General features: G+C 31.5%; 18 protein-coding genes. 13 read left to right on the forward strand and 5 right to left on the reverse strand.

Annotated features, from left to right (window positions below):
* Window position 1 precedes the first annotated feature (1 nt).
* The 7 genes from PBN93_RS14025 to PBN93_RS14055 all read left to right on the forward strand — a co-directional run bounded on the left by PBN93_RS14025 (window position 2) and on the right by PBN93_RS14055 (window position 5702).
* Window positions 2-604 (forward strand): NTP transferase domain-containing protein, encoded by a 603-nt coding sequence (locus PBN93_RS14025; RefSeq protein ID WP_271080905.1) that lies wholly within the window; start codon window positions 2-4, stop codon window positions 602-604.
* Between the two features lie 15 nt (window positions 605-619).
* Window positions 620-1678 carry a HesA/MoeB/ThiF family protein gene (locus tag PBN93_RS14030; protein ID WP_333780827.1) on the forward strand — a complete coding sequence of 353 codons (1059 nt, stop codon included), beginning with the start codon at window positions 620-622 and terminating at the stop codon, window positions 1676-1678.
* Entirely contained in the window at window positions 1679-2878 is a 1200-nt protein-coding gene (locus tag PBN93_RS14035; protein ID WP_271080906.1) for a molybdopterin molybdotransferase MoeA, read from the forward strand.
* A 2-nt stretch (window positions 2879-2880) separates the two neighbouring features.
* Window positions 2881-3891, forward strand: a complete 1011-nt coding sequence (locus PBN93_RS14040) for an XdhC family protein (RefSeq protein WP_077405826.1) — start codon at window positions 2881-2883, stop codon at window positions 3889-3891.
* 9 nt (window positions 3892-3900) lie between these two features.
* On the forward strand, window positions 3901-4485 hold the full coding sequence (locus PBN93_RS14045) for a nucleotidyltransferase family protein (RefSeq protein ID WP_077405829.1): 585 nt from the start codon (window positions 3901-3903) through the stop codon (window positions 4483-4485).
* A 117-nt stretch (window positions 4486-4602) separates the two neighbouring features.
* The gene (locus tag PBN93_RS14050) at window positions 4603-5091 is read left to right on the forward strand and encodes a sigma-70 family RNA polymerase sigma factor (RefSeq protein ID WP_077405832.1); all 489 of its coding nucleotides are present in this window, start codon (window positions 4603-4605) and stop codon (window positions 5089-5091) included.
* A gap of 2 nt (window positions 5092-5093) precedes the next feature.
* Window positions 5094-5702 (forward strand): hypothetical protein, encoded by a 609-nt coding sequence (locus tag PBN93_RS14055; RefSeq protein WP_077405835.1) that lies wholly within the window; start codon window positions 5094-5096, stop codon window positions 5700-5702.
* 84 nt (window positions 5703-5786) lie between these two features.
* Here the strand turns inward: PBN93_RS14055 and PBN93_RS14060 are convergent, their stop codons facing one another.
* Window positions 5787-6050 (reverse strand): hypothetical protein, encoded by a 264-nt coding sequence (locus PBN93_RS14060; protein ID WP_077405838.1) that lies wholly within the window; start codon window positions 6048-6050, stop codon window positions 5787-5789.
* A gap of 160 nt (window positions 6051-6210) precedes the next feature.
* Between PBN93_RS14060 and PBN93_RS14065 the strand changes: the two genes are divergently transcribed.
* The 3 genes from PBN93_RS14065 to PBN93_RS14075 all read left to right on the forward strand — a co-directional run bounded on the left by PBN93_RS14065 (window position 6211) and on the right by PBN93_RS14075 (window position 8968).
* Window positions 6211-6783, forward strand: coding sequence for a uracil-DNA glycosylase family protein (locus PBN93_RS14065; RefSeq protein WP_077405841.1), 573 nt, complete (start codon window positions 6211-6213; stop codon window positions 6781-6783).
* A gap of 258 nt (window positions 6784-7041) precedes the next feature.
* Window positions 7042-7491 carry a cold-shock protein gene (locus PBN93_RS14070; RefSeq protein ID WP_077405844.1) on the forward strand — a complete coding sequence of 150 codons (450 nt, stop codon included), beginning with the start codon at window positions 7042-7044 and terminating at the stop codon, window positions 7489-7491.
* Between the two features lie 124 nt (window positions 7492-7615).
* Complete coding sequence (locus tag PBN93_RS14075; protein WP_271080907.1) at window positions 7616-8968, forward strand: DEAD/DEAH box helicase; 1353 nt, start codon at window positions 7616-7618, stop codon at window positions 8966-8968.
* 7 nt (window positions 8969-8975) lie between these two features.
* Here PBN93_RS14075 and PBN93_RS14080 read toward each other — a convergent pair whose 3' ends face one another.
* Complete coding sequence (locus tag PBN93_RS14080; RefSeq protein ID WP_077405850.1) at window positions 8976-9572, reverse strand: acyl carrier protein phosphodiesterase; 597 nt, start codon at window positions 9570-9572, stop codon at window positions 8976-8978.
* A gap of 95 nt (window positions 9573-9667) precedes the next feature.
* Between PBN93_RS14080 and glmM the strand changes: the two genes are divergently transcribed.
* Window positions 9668-11056 carry a phosphoglucosamine mutase gene (glmM, locus tag PBN93_RS14085; protein WP_077405853.1) on the forward strand — a complete coding sequence of 463 codons (1389 nt, stop codon included), beginning with the start codon at window positions 9668-9670 and terminating at the stop codon, window positions 11054-11056.
* A 56-nt stretch (window positions 11057-11112) separates the two neighbouring features.
* Here the strand turns inward: glmM and PBN93_RS14090 are convergent, their stop codons facing one another.
* Entirely contained in the window at window positions 11113-12000 is an 888-nt protein-coding gene (locus PBN93_RS14090; protein WP_077405856.1) for a lysophospholipid acyltransferase family protein, read from the reverse strand.
* Between the two features lie 57 nt (window positions 12001-12057).
* Here PBN93_RS14090 and PBN93_RS14095 point away from each other — a divergent pair, with 57 nt between their 5' ends.
* Window positions 12058-12705, forward strand: coding sequence for a rhomboid family intramembrane serine protease (locus tag PBN93_RS14095; RefSeq protein WP_077405859.1), 648 nt, complete (start codon window positions 12058-12060; stop codon window positions 12703-12705).
* Between the two features lie 116 nt (window positions 12706-12821).
* Window positions 12822-14459 carry an LVIVD repeat-containing protein gene (locus PBN93_RS14100; RefSeq protein WP_077405862.1) on the forward strand — a complete coding sequence of 546 codons (1638 nt, stop codon included), beginning with the start codon at window positions 12822-12824 and terminating at the stop codon, window positions 14457-14459.
* A gap of 90 nt (window positions 14460-14549) precedes the next feature.
* Here PBN93_RS14100 and PBN93_RS14105 read toward each other — a convergent pair whose 3' ends face one another.
* Both PBN93_RS14105 and PBN93_RS14110 read right to left on the reverse strand, forming a co-directional pair.
* Window positions 14550-15659, reverse strand: coding sequence for a TlpA disulfide reductase family protein (locus PBN93_RS14105; protein WP_271080908.1), 1110 nt, complete (start codon window positions 15657-15659; stop codon window positions 14550-14552).
* Between the two features lie 106 nt (window positions 15660-15765).
* On the reverse strand, window positions 15766-16281 hold the full coding sequence (locus PBN93_RS14110) for a hypothetical protein (protein ID WP_077405868.1): 516 nt from the start codon (window positions 16279-16281) through the stop codon (window positions 15766-15768).
* Window positions 16282-16346: the final 65 nt, after the last annotated feature.

Consider the following 16346-nt stretch of genomic DNA (forward strand, 5'->3'; position numbering starts at 1 on the left):
TTTGAATAAAACACAACTATACGGACTAGTATTGGCTGGTGGTAAAAGCACTAGAATGGGAACTGATAAAGGTGCAATTACCTACCATAATATTCCGCAAAGAGAGTACTTGTATAATTTATTAAGCACTGTTTGTGATAGTACTTTTTATAGCATTAGAGAAGACCAAAAGCAAGAATTTGCTAACCAAGAAAGGGTTATTGTAGATGAAAATAAATTTAAAGGACCGTACAATGGTTTGTTAAGTGCATATAATACCAATTCTAATGTTGCTTGGTTAATTTTAGCTTGTGATTTACCATTGATAGACTTAACTGCTCTACAGCAACTAATAAAAGAAAGAGATTATACTAAACTAGCAACTGCTTTTGCCACCAAAGAAAGTAAACTACCAGAGCCTTTATGTGCCATTTGGGAGCCAGAGGCTTTAAAAATATCTAAAGCATATTTAAATGCAGGTAATGGTAGCTGTCCGCGTAAATTTTTAATTAATTCTGATATTAAATTGGTATATCCAGAACAAGATACAGTACTACTAAATGCAAACTCTAAAGAAGAGTATAAAGCTGCATTACAGAAAATAGAAGAACAAGTTATTAAGTAGTTTTATCATATAAAGATGAGGTATATTAGACAAACCGTATTAAAAGAGTTTGGTGAGGTTGCACAGGAGAAATTAACTAATGCCAAAGTTATAGTTGTTGGCGTAGGTGGTTTGGGTATTCCTGTATTACAATACCTAAATGCTATGGGTGTTGGTACTTTAGGTTTGGTAGAGGCAGACACTATAGATATTACCAATTTGCAACGTCAGGTGTTGTATACAGAAGCAGAGGTTGGAGCATCTAAGTTAGCAACTGCTATAAACAAACTAAAAGCACAGAATAGTACTACTATTTTTAAACAATACAATACTTTTTTAACAAAAGAAAATGTATTAGATATTGTATCTGGTTTTGATGTTATTGTAGACGCATCAGATAATTTTGCAACTAGGTATTTGGTTAACGATGCTTGTGTTATTTTAAATAAACCGTTTGTATCGGGTGCAATTCAAGGTTTTGAAGGTCAGTTAAGTGTTTTTAACTACCAAGGCGGACCAACATACCGCTGCTTGTTTCCTAATATGCCAGCTGCTAACGAAATTCCTAATTGTAATGACAATGGTGTTTTAGGTGTTGTACCTGGTATTATTGGTAATTTACAGGCTTTAGAAACCGTTAAACTAATAACTGGTGTAGGAGAGGTCTTATCTGGTCAATTACTATTATTTAATGGTTTGCAACAAACATATAACAAAATAAAGTTTACTACTGTAAAAGAAAATTTAAAACGAACAGAATTAGAAGATTCCTACGGAGATAATGGTTGTTCTGTAGGTTTATCTATAAATATAAAAGATTTTAAACAGTTGGTTAATACAAACACTAGTTTTCAATTAATAGATGTGCGTACTATTGAAGAGTACAATGTTTTTCATATTCCCAGTTCTACACATATTCCGTTAGCAGAACTAGGTATTCATCATTCCAAAGTAAAAAAAGATACAACGGTATATGTAATTTGTCAGTCTGGTATGCGTAGTAAAATGGCACAAAACCAATTACTTAAAAATAGTATTAATGTTATAGATGTAGAGGGTGGTATTAACGCCTACAGAAGTTTAGAAACAGTGTAAATGATAACATTTAAAGAAGCTTACAATAAGGTTTTACAGTATAATGTAAATTATGGTACAGAAAAAGTACAATTAAAAGATGCCGTAGGCAGAGTTTTAGCTTGTGACGTTAAAGCCGATAGAGATTTTCCACCTTTTAATAGAGCTACAAAAGATGGCATAGCATTGTCATATTCGGCAATAAAAAATGGTCAAAATTCTTTTAAAATTGAAGCTGTAATTCCGGCGGGTAATCCTACAATAGAGCTAAAAGATAGTACATCTTGTGTAGAGATTATGACAGGTGCGGTTGTACCAAACAGCACAAATGTTGTTGTAATGTATGAGGATATAAGCATAGAGAATGACATTGCTAAACTTCATAAAACACCAGTATTACGTCAAAATATACACTTAAAAGGTAGTGATGAACCTAAAGGTGCAACTGTTTTGGGTGAACACACGCTTATTACTGCTGCAGAAGTTGGCGTATTGTCTGCTGTTGGTTTAGCTAATGTTTTGGTAAAAAAGTTACCTAAAATAACAACTATAGCAACAGGTAATGAGTTGGTAGAAGTAGATGAGGTTCCTTTAGCACACCAAATACGTAAGTCTAACATTAATTCTTTACACGCTGCTTTGCTACAAGAGCATATTGTGGCAGATTCTCTACATTTAAAAGACAATAAGGAGGCTATTAAAAAGGCATTAGAAATTGCTTTGCAAACTAATGACGTTTTATTGTTAAGTGGTGGAGTTAGCAAGGGTAAGTTTGATTATTTGCCGGCTGTCTTGCAAGAGTTGGGTGTAAAAAAAGTGTTTCATAAAGTATTACAAAGACCAGGTAAACCATTTTGGTTTGGTGTACACCAAGCCACCAATACGGTAATTTTTTCGTTTCCTGGTAACCCAGCATCTACCTTTGCCAATTATCACATTTATTTTAAACCTTGGCTACAAAAAAGTTTAGGTTTAACGGTTTCTAACAATTATGTTATTTTAAACGAAGAACTTGATAATAAAGGTAGTTTAACCTTATTTTTACGTGTGAAAGTTACTTTTACTAACGGTAAACTACTTGCAAACAGAATTGTAGAAAATGGTTCTGGAGATTTAACGAGTTTGGCAAATTGCGATGGTTTTATTTGTATTGCACCAAACAATAACAGTTATAGCCTAGGGACTTTAGTTCCTTTTATACAAACAAGGAGATTATTGTAAAAATGACGCACGAGCTAAAAAAAATTATAACAGCTTACACTAAAGCTAAAAAGCATAACATAAAAGCAGTTTTAGCAACTGTGGTAGCCTTAAAAGGATCATCGTACAGAAGACCTGGTGTACGTATGCTAATTTTAGACAACGATGAAACCATTGGCGCTGTAAGTGGAGGCTGCGTAGAAAAGGAAGTTATACGCCAAGCGGCAACTGTTTTTACCACTGGTGTAGCCAAAGTAATGACGTATGATGGAAGATATAGGTTAGGTTGCGAAGGTATTTTATATGTTTTATTAGAGCCTTTTACACCAAATGAAGATTTTTGTAATACATTTTGGAAAGTAGTTAAAGATAGATTAGAATTTAGTATAACATCGTATTTTGAGCAAAAAGACACGGAAAATAGCAGTTTTGGATCTGTTTTTAGTTTTTTTAATGAAAAATATGCAGTTTATAATAAGTTTCAACTAAATGAAGAGTTGCCTGCATTTATTCAGAATTTAGAGCCTTGTTTTAAATTAATGATAATTGGAGCAGAACATGATGCAGTACAATTAACATCTTATGCGGCATTAACAGGTTGGGAAGTTACTGTTTGTGTTATTCCAAAAGAAGAAAAACAATTGTTAGACTTTCCGGGAGCAGAGAGTTTACAAGTTACAATGCCAGAAGAATTAGATGTTTCTAAAATAGATAACCAAACAGCTGTGGTTTTAATGACCCATAGCTATGTAAAAGATTTACAATATTTATTGGCATTAAAAAATGCACAGCCAATATATATAGGTTTATTAGGACCAACAACCAGAAGAGAAAAATTATTAAATGAATTTATAGAACAATACCCAGAGGTTAATGATGCTTTTTTAGATGTAATTCACGGTCCAGCAGGGTTGCATATTGGAGCAGAAACACCTCAAGAAATTTCTATAGCAATAGTAGCTGAAATATTAACCGTAATAAGAAAAACAAAGCCTATACAACTAAAAGACAAAATTGGAAAAATACACAACTAAACTATAACAATGAAAATAGCTAATCTTATTTTAGCTGCGGGATCATCAACTAGAATGCAACAAACTAAACAAGTATTGCCTTATAAAGATACAACACTTTTGGGCAATGCAGTACAACAAGCAGAGAGCACAGCTCTGTTAGATGTTTATGTGGTTTTAGGGGCAAACGCAGCCGAAATTAAAAAAGAAATTAATGTTAAAGAAAAACAAGTTTTTAACAATCTAAATTGGAAAAAAGGACTTGGGAGTTCTATTGCTCACGGAATTGTAGAATTACAAAAACTAGATGAAGAGTATAATGCTGTGTTAATATCATTGGCAGACCAGCCTTTAATAGACAGTGCTTACCTTACAAAAATGGTTAGTTTATTTTCTACATCTGTTAGCACTATAGTTGCTACAAATTATGGAGACAGAGTAGGAGTGCCTGCTATTTTTGATTCTGAATATTTTGCAGAGTTAAGACAATTAAATGAAGATTTTGGAGCTAAGGAGATTCTTATAAAACATGCAAGTGAAATTGTAATGGTAGAACCTAATGGTAAAGAAATAGACGTAGATACACAACAAGATTACAACAGTATTGCACATTAAAACTGTTTGTAATTACCAGTAAAAACATAACCTCTAAATAATTTAGGGGTTTTTTTATGCAATAAAGTGTGATTTTTTTAAAGTACCTTATACTAATGTTATAAATGAAAGTTGCTTATGAGCAAGGAAGAAAAATTTGTACAGTTAATACAAGATCACCAAGGATTAATTTTTAAGGTTACAACGGTTTACACCAATAATAAGTTAGATCAGCAAGATTTGTACCAGGACATTGTGTATCAACTTTGGAAATCTTATGATAGTTTTAAAAACCAATCTAAAGTTAGTACCTGGATGTATAGAGTAGCTTTAAATACTGCATTAACTAAACTAAAAAAGAGCACTAAAGGACCAAAAAGTATACCTATAGAAAAAGTGGTGTTACAACAAACAGAAAATTACAATCCTATTTATGAAGATCAATTAAAATTGGTATATGCACAAATACAGCAATTAAATGTTTTAGAAAAAGCATTAATGTTATTGCTGTTAGAAGGAAAAAAGTACGAAGAAATAGCAGAAATTATTGGAATTACAGCAAGTAACGTGGGAACTAAAATTTCTAGAATTAAACAAAAGTTGAAAAATAACATTTTAAAACAATAACTATGAATATTGAAGATATGCAAAACGTTTGGGAAAAAATGGGAAAAGATTTAGAACATCAAAAAAAATTAACAAATACTTTAATTTTAAAAATGACACAAGAACGTTATACCCATAAATTTACCAAATTAGCTACCTATGAAACACTTGGAGCGTGTATATGTTTTATTACAGCAATTATTATCTTGTTAAATTTTAGTAAGTTAGATACTTGGTATCTTATTTTATGTGGCGTTTTGTTAATAGCTTATTTTATTACCTTACCTTCATTTGTATTAAAATCTTTGTATGCTATTAAAGCAATAAAAATTGATGTAGACAGTTATGCAATAACCTTAAAAAAATATGTAAAGGCTAAAAATAACCTATTGCTAGTGCAGCAGTTAGGGATTTACTTAAATTTTGTAGCCTTACTTTTAGTAATACCAGTTTTTTCTAAGCTATTTAAAAATAAAGATATTTTTACAACAACAAACGTTATATGGTATTGGTTGTTACCAGTACTAATTATAGTAATGATTTTAATATCTAAATGGGGATACAATTGTTATAAGAAAATAACAAGTTCTGCAGAAACATTATTAAAAGAATTAGAAGATGTTACAGACTAATTTGTAATATAAAAAAAGCAGCCAATATTGGCTGCTTTTGTATTTTATAAATGTTGTTACCTTGTTAGTGGTTAACCTTGTTAGCTATAGTTGAAACAAGCCACCTTTAGGAATTGCATGAAAACCTGTTGGTTTAACTGCGTTCTCAACTTTATCAATTTCAACTATTTCTGTAGTATGCACTGTAAGTTCTGCAGGGAAAACATCTGTATTTACTAATACATCTTTAATACCACTAACGGTTAGTATAGCTTCTACAACTTTAGCAACTTCTACTTGTTCTTTAGCATTGGTAGTAAAAATTTTACCGTGGTTACCTGGTATTACATTATCAGAAAGTAAACTCATTTTGTATATTTTTAAGGGTGTAAATTATCCATTTTAAACAAAATTAAATATTAATACCTGCAACCTCTAATATAATAACTTAAAAAAAATATAATTATTTAAACTTTTACGTCTAAACTTATAGTAAGCATAGTTTAAATTTTTAAATTGTACGTGTAATATGCAAGAGTTATTATCAAAAATAAAAAGGTGTACTGTTTGTAGTGGAAAATTAGCATTAGGTCCAAGACCAATAGTTAGTGCGTCTTCAAAAAGTAAAATTGTTATTGTTGGTCAGGCTCCTGGTAGTTTAGTTCATAAAACTGGTATTCCTTGGAACGATAAAAGCGGAGAAAATTTAAGAGACTGGATGGGAATCACCAAAGAAGACTTTTATAATACAGATAAAGTAGCCATTATTCCTATGGGGTTTTGTTACCCTGGTAAGGGTAAATCTGGAGATTTACCACCAACAAAAGAGTGTGCTCCTTTATGGCACAAGCCAATTTTAGATGACATAAAAAATGTGCAATTAACCCTTTTAATTGGTGCTTACGCACATAATTACTATTTAGGACATAAGGCTGAAAAAACACTTACACAAACAGTTAAAAATTACCATAACTATTTGCCCAATTATATGGTGTTACCACATCCTTCTCCCAGAAATAATATATGGCAAGCAAAAAATAAATGGTTTGTAACAGATGTATTGCCAGAACTTAAGTTACAAGTAAAACAGATATTAAAATAATAGTTAAAGGTTTTAAAACCATTAATTATCAAAAAATTAACTCTGAAAAAACAGCTTAACGGCAATTTATATTTTAAATTTTGTATATTTGTAGCCTAAAAGAAAGTTTAAATACACAAACACGTGGTTCCTATAAATCCTGAAGCTAGTTCTTTCTAGACAGGTTCTTAATTAAAAGTCGCACATCTACGTATTTACTTCATTCCTTTTTAAGTGGCCACATAGGCTAAGTACAATTCTAAAAAATAGTAAATTTTAATGGCGAGATCGCAACAGACATTCGGTAAAAAAGAAAAAGAAAAAAAACGTTTAAAGAAACGTGAAGAAAAAGCAAAGCGTAAAATAGAAAGAAGAGCAAACTCAAAAGGTGGTGAGTTTGAAGATATGATTGCTTATGTTGATGAAAATGGACACCTTACCGATACTCCTCCAGATCCTGCTAAAAAAGTTAAAGTTGACGCCGAAAGCATTATAATAGGAATTCCTAAGAAAGAAGAAATGGAAGAGGAAGATCCGGTAAGAAATGGTAAAGTTTCTTTCTTTGATACTTCTAAAGGTTTTGGTTTTATTATTGATGCCGAAAATAACGAAAAGTATTTTGTGCACGTTAGTGGTTTAATTGATGAAATATCTGAAAATGATAAAGTAAGCTACGAACTAGAAAAAGGTATGAAAGGTATGAATGCCGTTCGTGTAAAAAGAATATAATACAATACCAATATATTGTATGCAAAACGGTCATATTTACTATGACCGTTTTTTTTAAATCTAATTTTTTAGTCATTACTACACGACTAGAAAATAACTTGTAACTTTGCTTAAAATAGTAAAAATGGAATCTTTCTCTGACTTTAATCTTAAAAAACAATTGCATTACGCAATTGATGATTTAGGGTTTACAACCCCAACACCTATACAACAAGAAGCCTTTTCTGTAGTTATGTCTGGTAAAGATATGATAGGTATAGCACAAACTGGTACAGGGAAAACCTTTGCTTATATGCTCCCAATTTTACAAGATTTAGCTTTTTCTAAGCAAAAAAATCCCAGAGTATTAATATTAGTACCAACTAGAGAGCTTGTGTTACAAGTAGTAGAACAAATAAACAGCTTTGCAAAGTATATTAATGTACGGGTAATGGGGGTTTATGGTGGTACAAATATGAATACACAAGCACAAATGGTATCTCAGGGATCAGATATTATTGTGGCAACACCTGGTCGTTTGTACGACTTGGTTTTGGCAAGAGCATTGCAATTAAAATCTATTAAAAAATTAGTGATAGATGAAGTAGATGTAATGTTAGATTTGGGGTTTCGTTTTCAAATAACTAACATTTTTGAGTTATTGCCAACACGCAGACAAAATATTATGTTTTCTGCGACTATGACAGAAGATGTAGAAATTTTAATAAACGACTTTTTTATTAATCCAGAAAAAGTATCTATTGCTGTTAGTGGTACTCCATTAGATAACATTTCACAGACGTGCTATGCGGTACCAAATTTTTACACCAAGGCCAACTTATTGGTACATCTGCTAAAGGATAAAGAAACCTATAAAAAAGTATTGGTGTTTGTTGCAAATAAGCGTTTTGCAGACCGTTTGTTTAAATCTTTAGATGAAATTTTTTCTAATGAATTATGTGTTATTCATTCTAATAAAACTCAAAATTACAGAATACGTTCAATAAATCAGTTTGATGAAGGTATTAATAGAATATTGGTAACCACAGATGTTATGGCACGTGGTTTAGATTTAGATAAAATATCTCATGTAATTAATTTTGATACACCTACTTTTCCTGAAAACTATATGCACCGTATAGGTAGAACAGGTAGAGCAGAAGAACAAGGAAATTCTATTTTATTTTATACAGAAAAGGAAGAACAGTATAAAGATGCTATTGAGGAACTGATGGATTACACTATTCCTTCTTTAGAAATTCCTGAAACGGTTGAAATATCGAAAGAACTAATACCAGAAGAAAGACCAAAAATATTAGAACACCACAATCCTATTAAAATTAATGAGGAAGAAAGAGGTGCAAGCTTTCATGAAAAGAAAGAGAAAAATAAAAAAGTAAATAAAGGAGGCTCTTATAAGTTTGAAATTGCCAGAAAATATAAGAAACCAAAAACTAGAGGAGACAAAAACTATAATAAGCGTAACAAGAAGAAGTAGTAATTGGTTATTCTTCCTCTAACAAAGACACATATTTTTGTTTAGCAAAAGTTGTTAAATCTTCAAAAAAAGATGTAAATTCTTTCTCAAACTCTTGGTAATGTTCTTTTAAATCTACAATGGCAAAATTCATTTTAGACTTGTTTTTAGTACGTCTATTCATTCCGTCTAAAACCTTAGATATACCTGTTAAACTTGCATAGCTAAGTATCCAATTATCAGCAATCATATAAGGCATCATACGCTTTGTGTTTTCTGGTAGTATAAGGTAATTGTCTTCTAAAAGATCATAAAATTTTTCTACAAATTCATCTAAAGGAGTATCAGAGTAATTATTCCAGTTTTTAGCCAAAAAATGATCGTAAAAAATATCTACAATTACACCACTGTAATGCCCGTAATTTTCATGTAATTTTTTAGTGCTTTTACGTACCGTTTTGTGTGCGTCTGTAAAAGTATCTATATGCCTATGTAAGGTAATTCCTTTTTGTATTTTTTTTGGTAGGTGTTTGTATTTGTTACCTCTAATACTATCAGCTATAAAATTTCCTATAGTAATTTCATCATCTTCAAAGGAAAGGTAAATGTGTGCAAGAAAATTCATAAGTCGATATTAGTATTCTTAAAATCGAATTTACAAATTCAAAACATAAGAATTGCGTCTGTACATGTATATTTGTAAAAACTTTTATAAAATATATGACACTAATCAAATCTATTTCGGGAATACGAGGAACAATAGGAGGTAAGCCTTCAGAAAATTTAACACCATTAGACGCTGTAAAATTTGCTGCTGCTTATGGTATATGGTTAAAAGAGTATGCTAAAAAAGATACGCTTAAAGTAGTTATTGGTCGTGATGCCAGGTTATCTGGAGAAATGATACAAAACTTGGTGGTATCTACATTAGTAGGTTTAGGAATAGATGTAATAGATTTAGATTTATCTACAACTCCAACTGTAGAAATAGCTGTGCCATTAGAAGAAGCAGATGGTGGTATTATTTTAACTGCCAGTCATAACCCTAAACAATGGAATGCATTAAAGCTTTTAAATGAAAAAGGAGAATTTTTAAATGCAGAACAAGGAGCTAAAATTTTAGCAATAGCAGAAAAAGAAGATTTTACGTTTGCAGATGTAGATAATTTAGGTACTATTTTAAAAAATGATTCTTATATAGATATACATATTGATGAAGTTTTAAACTTATCATTAGTAGATAAAGAGGTAATTAAGGCAGCTAAATTTAAAGTAGTTGTAGATGGTGTAAACTCTACAGGCGGCATAGCCATACCAAAATTATTAGAAGAATTAGGAGTAGAGGTTGTAAAGTTATATTGTGATCCTACAGGTCATTTTCCACATAATCCAGAGCCATTAAAAGAGCATTTAGCAGATATTTGTGAATTGGTAGTTAAAGAAAAGGCAGATTTTGGTATTGTTGTAGACCCAGATGTAGACCGTTTAGCTTTTATTAGTAATGATGGTGAAATGTTTGGAGAAGAGTATACTTTAGTGGCTTGTGCAGATTATGTTTTAAGCAAAACAAAAGGAAATACAGTGTCTAACTTATCTTCTTCTAGAGCACTAAGAGATATTACAGAAAAACACGGAGGTACATATGAGGCTGCTGCTGTAGGTGAAGTAAACGTTGTTACAAAAATGAAAGCCAATAATGCAGTAATTGGAGGTGAAGGTAACGGAGGTATAATTTACCCAGAAAGTCACTATGGTAGAGATTCTTTAGTTGGTACAGCTCTGTTTTTAATGCTAATGGCAGAAAAAGGAGGTACTGTTGCAGAGTTAAGAGCTAGTTATCCAAGTTATTTTATGAGTAAAAAGAAAATACAATTAACACCAGGTTTAGATGTAGATGGTATTTTAGTTGCTATGGCAGATAAGTATAAAGATGAAGAAATATCTACTATAGATGGTGTAAAAATAGATTTTGCTGAAAATTGGGTACACTTACGTAAATCTAACACAGAACCAATTATTAGAATTTACACAGAGGCAAAGAGTCAGGCAGAAGCTGATACACTTGCAGACCGTGTAATAGGAGAAATTAAAGAAGTAGCTGGTTTATAAATTACAAACCACTGGATAATAAAAAACTCATTGCTTAAATAGGCAATGAGTTTTTTTTATTTATTAAACTTGGGCTTTTTGCCGGCGTGTTTCCAACGCCTGTGTGTCCATAAATAATATTCTGGCTTTTCTCTTATTTGTTCTTCGGTAAGCCTTAAAAACTCATCTGTTATATAATTTTTTTCAGTCTCTTTACCAGCTAGTGTAATGGGAATAAATTCTACTTTATAATATCCTCTTTTTACTTTAGACACTTTTGCATACACTACAGCCAAATCTAATTTTCTGGCTAAAACCTCTGCGCCATTATGTATTGGTACATGCAGCCCCATAAAATTACTCCAGTGCATAGCACGGGAGTATTGTGGTGATTGGTCACTTACCATACCATAAATAGCTCTAACGCCATTTTTCTCGTTTTTTATTACCGTTTTTACAGTGTCTTTTTGTGTAATTGGAGTAGTGTTCCATCGGGCACGTAAGTTTCTTATCCATTTATCAAAATACTTATTAGCAATTTTTTGATAAACAGCATAACCCTCTGTATCTATAAGGTTGTTAATACTCACCATCCATTCCCAATTGGCGTAATGGGCACAAACTAACAAAATACTTTTGTTTTTTTCAATAGCTTTTAGTTTGTCCATATCTACAACATTAAACCTTTTTTTAACAGCAACTTTAGACAAGCTCATTGTTTTTACCATTTCCATAAACATATCGCACATATGTTTATAAAACTTTATTCTAATGGTTTTTAATTCCTTATCTGATTTGTTAGGGAATGTAAGTTTTAAATTGTCTAATACTACTTTTTTACGGTAACCAAATACACGAAATACCAAAAAGTACATAACATTAGAAACCCCATAAAATAAAGTATGTGGTAATATAGAAACAACCCAAAGTATAGGATAAACTAAAATAAAAACTAGTAACTGCATTAAGAATAAAATTATGCAAATATAACTATATTTGAAGCTAAACTACAGTAGTTAAAAATGAATTTACACATTGTTACAATAGTCATTATTGCTTTAAATGTAATAGTAACCTTAAAGGGCTTAAATGATGCTTCTTTTTTTGAACGTTATAAATTTAGTATAGGTGGAATAAGATCAGGGCAAAAAGAGCGTATGCTAACCTCTGGCTTTTTACATGTAGATATATCACACATTTTTTTTAATATGTTTACCCTTTATTTTTTTGCTAATGTGATTATTACGCATATGGGAGCATTTAACTTTGTTTTAATTTATGTAATAAGTTTATTAGCGGGTAGCTTACTAGCCTTATTTTTTCATAAGGACGAACCTTATTATAGTGCCGTAGGTGCAAGTGGTGCTGTAACAGGTATTTTATATGCAGCAATTTTATTAGAGCCCAATATGCGTTTAGGTATTATGTTTATACCAATACCAATGCCAGCATATGTTTTTGGCATAGGGTACTTATTGTATTCTATTTATGGTATGAAAAAGCGAATTGGAAACATAGGACACACTGCACATTTTGGTGGCGCTATTGGTGGTTATGTAACTACATTATTTTTTATACCAACTCTTATTTTTACAGATACTCTTGTTGTAGTGCTTATGGCAGTGCCTATTATTGTACTTTTTATCTTAGATAAATTAGGTAAAATATAGAATTTTATCGTTAGAAACACTAACTATGACTAAAATATTACTCATAATATAAATTATATACTATTTGGTGTATTTTTGCGTTATAATTATCCCAAATAATTAATAACCTACTTATTATGAAGTTTAGATCCTTAGTATTTTCTACGGCTGTAGCCCTAGGATTTGTTGCGTGTAGTGATGAAACTACCGTGTTTAATGAAGCAGAAAAATTAGCTGAGTTAGAAGTTAACCAAGAAACACTTACCAATAGTATAAGTTTTGATAAAGCTGGAGTGCTTGGTGTTTTTGAAGAAGATAAAACCACAGGAAAGTTTTCAAAAGAAGAAGATGGTTTAGCGGGAGATTACCCACTAACTTTAGTAGCACAAGTACAGCCGCCAACTTATAACGGAAACACAAATTTGGCAGCAACACATATTGCTGTAGAGGGAGATTACGCTTATGTGTCGTACAATACGCAGTTTGATACTTATGCGGGTGCCATTGATATTGTTCGTATAAGCGACCCACATAATCCACAAGTTACTGCTAGGTTAAATTATACCAATGCAGATATAAACTCAGTTACAGTATCTAATGGTTACGTTTATGCTGCCGGTAGCGTAGACGCAGAATTATCTGTAACCGCAACAGAAAACTCTTTTGTAGCTAAAATTAGCGTAGCAAACGGTTCATTTAATTTAAATGATATTACTTACGGTTTTCAAAAAGGAAAAGCTGGTACAGATGTATTATCATTTAACAATAAAATATATGCTACCAGCGGTAAAGAAGGTACATTAACAGTTTACAATGCCGCAGACATGATGGTAGAAAGTCAGTTTGAAGCAAATGATTTATTATCAGTAGCCAAGCATGACAATAAATTAGCAGTTTTAGATGGCGATTTTGGAGTTACTGTGTACAATTCAAATTTAGAAAAGGTAAGTACCATTGCTATAGATACAGATTTAGGTATTGGTACTAAAAAGAATATGGATTTTACAGACACTAAAATTCTTGTTCCCGAAGCTAATAAAGGAGTAGGAGTTTATAACTTTGCTTCAGGAAATCGTATAAAATATATAGCTATTTCTGCTCATCCGGATGCAGATGCAAATGGAGACAATGTAACTAATGCCATTTCCAAAAATGAAAATGTAGTTATGATTGCTAATGGTGCTGCTGGTTTAGCTTTAGCCGAAGAAAAAGAAGGAGAACTAAGTGTTTTTGGTGTTATAGATATTGAAGGTTCTGTAAATTATGTAACTACTAAAAACGATTATGTTTTTGCGGCTACAGGAACAGAGGGTTTACAAATAATTAAGTTAAATAGACCATCTGAATCTTTAGAGACCAAATGTACTGGTTTATCATGGTACAGAGGTTCGTCTAACTTAGTAGTTAATGCAGGTGATGTTGCACAGTATACTGGTTATACTAGGTTTAATTCTGTAACTACAAGTGGTGAGCTATTGTTATGCGGATCATGGTCTACTAGGTATAGTACCACTTTAGAAGAAGGTGCATTGTTTGAAATGAGAGGTTCTTATTATATGGCTACAAATAACAGAAGGTCTTCATTAACCATAAAAAAAGATGCTACTTTTAGGGTAGAAGGTAACCTATACGTATATGGAGATGTGATTTTAGAAGAAGGAGCTACCCTAGAATTTTTAGGAGAGGATTCTGTTGTAAATGTTTTTGGATCTGTTACTATAGCTCCAACAGCAAAAGTTATTGGTGAGTATAGGGATGTTAGAAACAAATTTTAGTAAGCTTTTTAGTCAATTAAACAATAATATGCTAAAAAAAGTCCGAAACTAATAATGGTTTCGGACTTTTTTATTGTTTAAAACAGTAACTTAATTAAGTAACTCTGCTATTTTATTCTCTAGATTTTCTCCTCTTAAATTTTTAGCAATTATAACTCCATTTTCATCTAAAATAAATGTAGACGGTATTGTGGTAACATTATATAGTTTAGCAACTTGTTGCACATCTTTTTCATTGTAAACGTGGTACCATCCTAAACCATCTTCTTCAATTGCTTCTTTCCATTCATTTGCATTTCTGTCTAAAGAAACACCAATAATACTTAAACCTTTATCATAGTATTTATCGTAAACTTTTACCATATTAGGGTTTTCATTTCTACAAGGTTTACACCAAGCAGCCCAAAAATCTACTACAGTTACTTTTCCTAAAACATCTTTTAAAGCCAAAGGCTCTCCGTTTAAATTTGGAGCTGTAAACTCTGGAGCTTTTGCGCCAATTGAAATAGCTTTGTTTTTATTTAATATTTCTATAATAGACTTAACTGAAGCAGTTTTTTTAACCTCGTCAGATAAAATATTAACAAGCTCGTTTATTTCTTCTTCATTTATTAAATTGTTTTGAAACAATCTGTTAGTGATCATTCCAGAAATTACAGCATTAGGGTTTTCTTTTACAAAGTTAACTTCAAACTCTTTACCTTCTTCCTGTATTTCTTTAATTTCATCTTGCAAAGCTTTTACAGTTGCTGTATCCCTAGCCATAGCAGCTTTTTGGTAATCTGCTTGTATAGATTGTACTTTTTCGCCAATTAACTTAGAGCCTTTTATAAAATCTGTAAACATATCATTTTGTGGTGTACCCGATATAGTAACGTTTCTAAGACTATCTTTATGAGCAGACATTTCTATTGTTCCTTGCTCGGGAAAAAACATCATATTACCTCTTATTTTATCTATAAAAACATAGTACGGATCTAAAGTAGCCGGTAATGGCGTGTTAAATACAAATTTGCCATCTTTTACTGTAACGGTATCTATTTCTTTAACAGAATTATTTTCTCCTGCTGTTTTTAAAAACACTTGTGTACCATCTGCAACATCTCCTCTAAGGTTTCCGTTTAGTACAAAAGAATCTGTTTTTTCTCCACAAGACACTGCTAAAACAGCAATAGTAAGTGTAACTAGTAATTTTTTCATTATAAGTTTTTATTATTATATGTTACAAATGTAGGTAAACTAAAAGTGATAAAAAAAGCCCTTAACATTTTGCATGGTAAGGACTTGTTACTCTTTTGTTTAGTGTTTAAAACTTGTATCGTAAACCTAGTGCTATGTCAAAATCAAAATTATCACTAAAATGTTTATAGCCAGTTAAACCAATTTCTGGTCTAATATCTAAAGATACTAGCAATGGAAAATCAAAATTGTATTCAATACCAAGGTCACCAGCGGCAAAAATAAACAAGCCACCATCTGGCTCTCTAATATCCGAAGGATTATTTGGGTTTGCAATAGGTTCAAAATCTACACTTCCAAAACCTGCACCTGCACCATAATACCAGTTAAAACCAGCGTCTATGGGTAGTACCCATTGGTGAATACCAGAAACTTTAAAGGCGTCATAGTTTTTACTATCTCTCCAGCCTAAATTAGCTTCTAATCGTGTATATCTTGTTAAACTTTTTTGGTATGATAATTCTGCGCCAAATCCTTTACTATCTCCTAGTCTTAAGCCAGCGGTATGCTCTGCAATGTCTTGTGCACTTAGAGTGGCAGTTATCAAAAAAACAAAAAATGGAATTACTTTTAAGATTTTCATAATACTATATAATTTTGATGTAAAAATATGATGTTTAAATTACATTTAAGTGAATAAAAACTTAT

Source organism: Cellulophaga omnivescoria (genome assembly GCF_027915275.1).
In the GTDB taxonomy this organism is placed as follows: domain Bacteria; phylum Bacteroidota; class Bacteroidia; order Flavobacteriales; family Flavobacteriaceae; genus Cellulophaga; species Cellulophaga omnivescoria.